Origin of the sequence: Neptunomonas marina (assembly GCF_004005935.1) — a bacterium.
Lineage (GTDB): Bacteria > Pseudomonadota > Gammaproteobacteria > Pseudomonadales > Balneatricaceae > Neptunomonas > Neptunomonas marina.
This window is the reverse complement of the sequence record NZ_SACQ01000044.1, coordinates 1-233: the sequence shown is the minus strand read 5'-3', so window position 1 is coordinate 233 and position 233 is coordinate 1. Positions and strand designations below refer to the sequence as shown.

Here is a 233-nt window from a genome sequence, read left to right as displayed (position 1 = left end):
TGCATCTCACCAAAGAAGCTTCTCCCTTTGATGAGCTCACCCTTTAGCGTATGGAAGAATGACTCCATTTCCGCATTATCTGTGCAGCAGCCCGGCCGGTTTGTACTCGCATGCATGCCGTGCCGATCCAGCACCGCCTGGAACTCGTGAGCACGATACTCAACGCCCCGATCCGTATGGAAGATCAAACCCGGTGGCGGCTTCCTATTCCGAATGGCCATCATCAGTGAGGA

1 protein-coding gene is annotated in these 233 nt (G+C 54.5%); it reads right to left on the bottom strand.

Annotated elements, in window-relative coordinates; genetic code table 11:
• On the bottom strand, positions 1-233 hold a 233-nt coding region (locus tag EOE65_RS17980), incomplete at both ends, for a DDE-type integrase/transposase/recombinase (RefSeq protein WP_164847165.1).